Source organism: Gammaproteobacteria bacterium (assembly GCA_013003425.1).
Classification (GTDB): domain Bacteria; phylum Pseudomonadota; class Gammaproteobacteria; order Steroidobacterales; family JABDKV01; genus JABDJB01.
Window position 1 is genome coordinate 1 of sequence record JABDJB010000073.1, and the last position, 6,334, is coordinate 6,334.

15 protein-coding genes are annotated in these 6,334 nt (G+C 59.8%); all 15 read right to left on the reverse strand.

Annotated features, from left to right (window positions below; genetic code table 11):
• Nucleotides 1–271: 50S ribosomal protein L5 (gene rplE / locus HKN06_10445; GenBank protein ID NNF61729.1), on the reverse strand; the 271-nt coding region annotated here is incomplete at its 3' end.
• Between the two features lie 17 nt (nucleotides 272–288).
• Entirely contained in the window at nucleotides 289–606 is a 318-nt protein-coding gene (rplX, locus tag HKN06_10450; GenBank protein ID NNF61730.1) for a 50S ribosomal protein L24, read from the reverse strand.
• 14 nt (nucleotides 607–620) lie between these two features.
• On the reverse strand, nucleotides 621–989 hold the full coding sequence (gene rplN / locus HKN06_10455; GenBank protein ID NNF61731.1) for a 50S ribosomal protein L14: 369 nt from the start codon (nucleotides 987–989) through the stop codon (nucleotides 621–623).
• 13 nt (nucleotides 990–1,002) lie between these two features.
• Complete coding sequence (gene rpsQ, locus HKN06_10460) at nucleotides 1,003–1,281, reverse strand: 30S ribosomal protein S17 (protein NNF61732.1); 279 nt, start codon at nucleotides 1,279–1,281, stop codon at nucleotides 1,003–1,005.
• Nucleotides 1,278–1,469, reverse strand: a complete 192-nt coding sequence (gene rpmC, locus HKN06_10465; protein NNF61733.1) for a 50S ribosomal protein L29 — start codon at nucleotides 1,467–1,469, stop codon at nucleotides 1,278–1,280. The genes rpsQ and rpmC overlap by 4 nt, the downstream gene beginning before the upstream one ends.
• Nucleotides 1,469–1,882 (reverse strand): 50S ribosomal protein L16, encoded by a 414-nt coding sequence (rplP, locus tag HKN06_10470; protein NNF61734.1) that lies wholly within the window; start codon nucleotides 1,880–1,882, stop codon nucleotides 1,469–1,471. The genes rpmC and rplP overlap by 1 nt, the downstream gene beginning before the upstream one ends.
• Before the next feature lie 11 nt (nucleotides 1,883–1,893).
• A complete protein-coding gene (rpsC, locus tag HKN06_10475) occupies nucleotides 1,894–2,607 on the reverse strand; it encodes a 30S ribosomal protein S3 (GenBank protein NNF61735.1) in 714 nt (237 codons plus the stop codon).
• Between the two features lie 11 nt (nucleotides 2,608–2,618).
• On the reverse strand, nucleotides 2,619–2,951 hold the full coding sequence (gene rplV, locus HKN06_10480) for a 50S ribosomal protein L22 (protein ID NNF61736.1): 333 nt from the start codon (nucleotides 2,949–2,951) through the stop codon (nucleotides 2,619–2,621).
• 7 nt (nucleotides 2,952–2,958) lie between these two features.
• Nucleotides 2,959–3,231 carry a 30S ribosomal protein S19 gene (gene rpsS / locus HKN06_10485; protein NNF61737.1) on the reverse strand — a complete coding sequence of 91 codons (273 nt, stop codon included), beginning with the start codon at nucleotides 3,229–3,231 and terminating at the stop codon, nucleotides 2,959–2,961.
• A gap of 11 nt (nucleotides 3,232–3,242) precedes the next feature.
• Complete coding sequence (gene rplB / locus HKN06_10490) at nucleotides 3,243–4,073, reverse strand: 50S ribosomal protein L2 (protein NNF61738.1); 831 nt, start codon at nucleotides 4,071–4,073, stop codon at nucleotides 3,243–3,245.
• Nucleotides 4,074–4,096: 23 nt separating this feature from the next.
• Nucleotides 4,097–4,393, reverse strand: a complete 297-nt coding sequence (gene rplW, locus HKN06_10495) for a 50S ribosomal protein L23 (protein NNF61739.1) — start codon at nucleotides 4,391–4,393, stop codon at nucleotides 4,097–4,099.
• Nucleotides 4,390–4,995, reverse strand: a complete 606-nt coding sequence (gene rplD / locus HKN06_10500) for a 50S ribosomal protein L4 (protein NNF61740.1) — start codon at nucleotides 4,993–4,995, stop codon at nucleotides 4,390–4,392. Before rplD ends, rplW begins: the two co-directional genes overlap by 4 nt.
• Nucleotides 4,996–5,006: 11 nt before the next feature.
• Nucleotides 5,007–5,651: a 50S ribosomal protein L3 gene (gene rplC / locus HKN06_10505; GenBank protein ID NNF61741.1), complete on the reverse strand. Its 645-nt coding sequence runs from the start codon at nucleotides 5,649–5,651 to the stop codon at nucleotides 5,007–5,009.
• 159 nt (nucleotides 5,652–5,810) lie between these two features.
• Complete coding sequence (gene rpsJ / locus HKN06_10510; protein NNF61742.1) at nucleotides 5,811–6,125, reverse strand: 30S ribosomal protein S10; 315 nt, start codon at nucleotides 6,123–6,125, stop codon at nucleotides 5,811–5,813.
• Between the two features lie 94 nt (nucleotides 6,126–6,219).
• Nucleotides 6,220–6,334: elongation factor Tu (locus HKN06_10515; GenBank protein NNF61743.1), on the reverse strand; the 115-nt coding region annotated here is incomplete at its 5' end.

The following is a 6,334-nucleotide window of genomic DNA, read 5'->3' on the forward strand; positions in this document are numbered from 1 at the left end:
GAGTCACCTTGCAGCCGATCGGCATGTTGTCGCGAATCTTGAACGCAGCAACCGATTTGCGAGCCAGGGTCGTTACCGGCTTCTGGCCAGCAATCTTCTCCATGTCTCCACGAGCTTTCTCAATAACCTTCTTGTCGACGACCGCATCACCCACGCCCATATTGAGCGTGATCTTGGTGATCTTTGGCACCTGCATGGGGTTGCTGAGTTTCAGCTTCTCCATCAGCTGCGGCACGATGGTTTCTCTGTAGTAATCCTGCAATCTGGACATGATCAGCTCCGGCGACGTTAGACGTCGACCACCTCCCCGTTCGAACGATAAACCCGCACCTTGGTGCCATCCTCAAGGGTCTTGAACCCGACCCGGTCACCTTTCTTGGTGATCGGGTTAAAAAGCATTACGTTGGATATATGCAGCGGCATTTCCTTGTCGACGATGCCGCCGGGCTGGCCGGCCTGCGGGTTGGCCTTAACGTGCTTCTTGGCCACATTCAGGCCTTCGACCAGTACGCGGCTGTCGCCGACCAGTGACAACACGGTGCCGCGGCGCCCCAGGTCCTTGCCTGCTATCACCACAACGTCGTCGCCTTTCTTTATCCGTTTCATTTCTGTTCCGCTCCTCAGAGCACTTCCGGCGCCAGCGAAATAATTTTCATAAATTTCGCTGTGCGCAGTTCACGGGTCACCGGGCCAAAAATACGCGTGCCGATTGGCTCCAGCCTGGCATTCAGCAGCACTGCGGCATTGCCGTCGAAGCGAATCAGCGAACCGTCCGGGCGTCGCACACCCTTGCGCGAACGCACTACAACGGCGTTGTATATTTCGCCCTTCTTGACCTTGCCACGCGGGATGGCGTCCTTGACGCTCACCTTGATGACATCACCAACGTTGGCGTAGCGACGCTTCGAGCCGCCCAGCACCTTGATGCACTGGAGCCGGCGAGCACCACTGTTGTCTGCCGCGTTTAGCACCGTTTGCATCTGAATCATCGTCTTGCTCCTGTCAGCGGCTCGCGCGCTCGATAATGCTGACCAGGCGGTAAGTTTTACGCCTGGACAGCGGGCGGCACGAGGCAATACTTACTGTATCGCCGGTACGACACTCGTTCTCTTCGTCATGCGCCATCACCTTGCTGGTAAGACGGATGTACTTGCCGTACACCGGGTGACGCACCTGGCGCTGAACAGCAACAGTGATGGACTTGTCCATCTTGTCGCTGACCACCTGCCCGGTGAGGGTGCGGATCGTGCCGCTTTCTGTTGTGGCGTTTGCTTCGCTCATGCCCCTGCTCTTTCATTCATGATGGTCTTGATGCGCGCAATATTGCGGCGCACTTTGCCGAACTGATCGGTGCGTGCGAGCTGACCGGTCCCCTGCTGCATGCGCAGGTTGAACTCCTCGCGCCGCAGCTTGAGTAATTCTTCAGCCAGTTGCTCATCGCTGTGATCACGCAGTTTGCTTGCTTTCATCACATCACCTGCCGTGACACGAAGGTGGTCTGGACCGGCAGCTTGGCCGCGGCCAGGCGAAATGCCTCGCGCGCGATCTCTTCGCTGACGCCTTCGATTTCGTACAGCACCTTGCCCGGCTGGATTTTCGCCACCCAGTACTCGACGCTGCCCTTGCCTTTACCCTGACGCACTTCCAGCGGCTTTTTGGTCACCGGAACGTCCGGGAAAACCCGAATCCAGATTTTGCCGCCGCGCTTGATGTAGCGGGTCATGGCGCGACGTGCCGCCTCGATCTGCCGCGCGGTAATGCGGCCGCGATCGGTCGACTTAAGGCCGAACTCACCAAATGACACCGCACTGCCACGGGTCGACAGGCCACGGTTGCGGCCTTTCATTTGTTTGCGGAACTTGGTCCGTTTTGGTTGCAACATCTCAGTAAACCTCAGCTCGCCGCAGTAGCCGGCTTCGACGGCTTGGATGCGGGTTTGCCGGAATCGGCGCTGTCGTCAGCCTCTTCCGGGCCAAAAACCTCACCCTTGAATATCCATACCTTGACGCCGATGATCCCGTAGGTAGTGCGGGCCTCGGCCAGGCCATAGTCGATATCGGCACGCAACGTGTGCAGTGGCACACGGCCCTCGCGATACCACTCGCTGCGGGCAATTTCCGCCCCGTTGAGCCGGCCGGCAACTTTCACCTTGATGCCACCGGCGCCGATACGCATGGTGTTGGTTACCGCGCGCTTCATGGCGCGGCGAAACATCACGCGACGCTCCAGCTGCTGCGCCAGACCCTCGGCCACCAGCTGCGCATCGAGCTCCGGCTTGCGGATCTCGGCGATGTTGATACGAACGTCCTGCAGCGGCATGTCCATCATGCGCGACACCTCGGTACGCAGCTTCTCGATGTCCTCGCCCTTCTTGCCAATCACGATACCCGGCCGCGCCGTGTGAATCGTGATGTGCGCTTTTTTCGCCGGCCGTTCTATCTGGATGCGGCTGACCGACGCCTGCGACAGCCGCTTCTTGAGGAAGTTGCGAATCAGGTGATCGGTGTACACGTGGTCCGCATAGGATTTCGAATCGGCATACCACTTCGACGACCAGTCTTTGGTGATACCGAGCCTGATACCTATTGGATGGACTTTTTGACCCATAACTTAAATCCTTACTCGTCCGCCACGCGTATCGTGATGTGGCTGTTTTGTTTGATTATGCGGTTGGCGCGACCCTTTGCACGCGGCTTCCAGCGCTTGAACATCGGCGCCTGGTCGACGGTGATCGCGGACACCCGCAGCTCGTCGATATCGGCACCGTCATTGTGCTCGGCATTGGCGATGGCCGACTCCAGCAACTTGCGCAGGATGGCGGCACTCTTGTTCGGCGCATGCTGCAGCAACTGCAGTGCGTCACCGACCGGCTTGCCGCGGATCATGTCCGCAAACAACCGGCACTTTTGCGGCGAAATGCGGGCGAACCTGAGTCTTGCTGCGGTTTCCATCACTTCCTCACTTGGTCTTCTTGTCACCCGAGTGACCCTTGAAGGTCCGGGTGGCGGCAAATTCGCCCAGCTTGTGGCCAACCATGTTCTCGGAGATCAGCACCGGAACGTGGGCACGGCCGTTGTGTATGGCTATCGTCAAACCCACCATGTCAGGCAGGATCATCGAGCGGCGCGACCAGGTCTTGATCGGCCGGCGATCATTGGCTGCAGCCGCTGTCCGCACCTTGTTTTCCAGGTGCAGGTCGACAAATGGGCCTTTCTTTACCGAACGTGGCATCTCGCCTTACCTCACTTCTTCCGTTTGCGCTGACGAGCAATCATGTTGCTGGTGCGCTTGTTCTTGCGTGTCTTGTAACCCTTTGTGGGCACACCCCAGGGCGTAACCGGGTGACGGCCGCCCGAGGTACGGCCTTCGCCGCCGCCGTGCGGGTGATCGACCGGGTTCATCGCCACACCGCGCACCGTCGGACGCACGCCGCGCCAGCGCTTGGCGCCGGCTTTACCCAGCTTGCGCAGGTTGTGCTCGTCGTTGCCGACTTCACCGATAACGGCACGACAGTCAATGTGCACCCGGCGCATCTCGCCGGACCGCAGGCGCAGGGTCGCGTAGGCGCCTTCGCGTGCAGCCAGCTGCGCCGAGGTACCGGCGCTGCGCGCAATCTGCGCGCCCTTGCCCGGCTTCAACTCGATGCAATGAACCACCGAACCCAGCGGAACGGTGCGCAGCGTCATGCAGTTGCCGGGCTTGATCGGCGCTTCGCTGCCCGACTGCACCTGGTCGCCTTTTTTCACGCCCTTCGGCGCAATGATGTAGCGACGCTCACCGTCGGCATAAAGCAGCAATGCCAGGTGCGCACTGCGGTTCGGGTCGTACTCGAGGCGCTCGACCCTGGCCGGTATGCCGTCCTTGTTGCGACGGAAATCAACCTTCCGGTAACGCTTTTTGTGGCCACCACCACGATGCCGCGAAGTAATCCGCCCATCGGTGTTACGGCCGCCGGTGCGCGTCTTGTGCTCGAGCAGCGGCTCATACGGCTTGCCCTTGTGCAGCTCGGGTGTAACCACCCGCACCGTGAAGCGGCGGCCTGCAGAGGTCGGTTTAGCTTTTTGCAATGCCATGACTATCTATCCTTCCGACTCGCTTACTCGGCGCCCATGAAATCGATGTCGTCGCCTTCGGCGAGACGCACATAGGCTTTTTTCCAGTCGTTGCGACGACCAAAGCTGAATCGCGCCCGCTTTACCTTGCCGCGCTGGTTCACCACGGTGACATCTTCGACCTTGACCTCGAACAGCGACTCAACTGCTTCGCGGATCTCGGCTTTGGTAGCGTCGGTGCGTACCTTGAATACGATCTGGTTGTGCTTGTCGGCCACGCGCTGGCTTTTTTCCGACAGGTGCGGACCCAGCAGGACCGTCATCAGTCTTTCGGTACTCATACCAGCTTCTCCTCGAGGCGCTTCAGCGCAGCCACGGTGGTCAGCACCTTGTCGTAGTGCAACAGGCTGATCGGGTCGATTGCGCTGGCCTCCAGCATTGCCACCTTTGGCAGGTTGCGTGATGCCAGGTGAATGTTTTCGTCGAAGCCTTCCAGCACGATCAGGACATCATTCAGCCCCATGTCTTTCAGCTTGGTGACCAGGCCCTTGGTTTTTGGCGCGTCCAGCTCGAAAGTCTCAACCACCAGCAACCGGTCCTGGCGGATCAGCTCGGACATCAGCGAACTCATCGCACCGCGATACATCTTGCGGTTGACCTTCTGCTTGAAGTTACGCGGCCGGGCAGCAAACGTGCGGCCACCGGAACGCCATATTGGCGAACGGATGGTGCCGGCACGGGCACGACCGGTGCCCTTCTGGCGCCACGGCTTGGCGCCGCCACCGCTGACCTGGGCGCGATCTTTCTGCGCCTTGGTGCCACGACGTCGACCGGCCATATAAGCGGTAATGACCTGGTGTATCAGCGCCTCGTTGTAATCGCGTGAAAAGGCATCGTCTGACACGTCGACGCCCTTCTTGCTTCCATGTAACTGCAGTTGCATCTGTACCTACCTCAACCCTGGCGCTTGGCGGCCGGACGTACAACAACGTCGCCACCTTTGCAGCCCGGGACAGAACCTTTTACCAGGATCAGATTGCGCTCGGCATCGACGCGCACCACTTCGAGGTTTTGCGCCGTGCGGCGCACGTTACCCATGTGGCCGGACATCTTCTTACCCTTGAACACGCGACCCGGAGTCTGGCACTGGCCAATCGAGCCCGGCGCACGGTGCGCCAGCGAGTTGCCATGCGTGTTGTCCTGAGTGCGAAAGTTATGCCGCTTGACCGTGCCGGCGAAACCTTTACCAATACTGGTGCCGGACACGTCGACGTACTGACCGGCTTCGAACATGTCGACCTTGATTTCGGCGCCGGCGGCAAGCTCATCGCCTTCGCCTTCGCCAAGACGGAATTCACGCAGCGCGCGACCAGGTTCGACAGAAACCGAACTGTAATGACCACGCATCGCTTTGGAAACACGCGACGCTTTGCGCTCACCCACGGCAACCTGCACGGCGCGGTAGCCGTCACGCTCCTGGTCACGGACCTGCGTCACGCGATTCGGCGTTGCCTCGATGACCGTTACCGGTACCGAAGCGCCATCGTCGGTAAAGACGCGAGTCATGCCGCACTTGCGGCCAACCACTCCGATAGTCATTGTCATGTTCCTCTATTCGACACGCCGGCTACGATTGGTCGGCGCTGACTCAGGGGGTGCGAAACCGCTGTTTTCACCCCCCTGTTGAAAACCGCGGCCCGGCCAGGGCATATGCCGGGCCGGGCCGAAGCGAGCCGCCTATTATAGCAACGCTTGCGGTCAGTTCAATTTGATTTGAACGTCCACACCAGCGGGCAGCTCGAGCTTCATCAGGGCATCCACGGTCTTGTCCGTGGGATCTACTATCTCCATCAGGCGCTTATGGGTCCTCAGCTCGTACTGATCCCGGGCGTCCTTGTTGACGTGGGGCGAGATCAGGATCGTAAAGCGCTCCTTTTTGGTCGGTAAAGGCACCGGGCCGCGCACCTGGGCGCCCGTACGCTTGGCCGTCTCGACGATTTCCCGGGCCGAATTGTCGATCAGCCGGTGGTCGAAGGCCTTGAGCCGGATACGGATGTTCTGGTTTGCTGCCATATTGCCTTTCCATTCGCGGCTATCGCCGCTCCTACATTCATTCGTTTACGTTGGCGGCCGGGCCGCCTCGATTTGCGGCAAAAGCCGCGATTCCTTACTCAATAATCTTGGCAACCACGCCGGCACCCACGGTCCGGCCACCCTCACGGATAGCAAAACGCAGGCCGTCTTCCATCGCGATCGGCGCAATCAGCTCCACCTTCATCTGG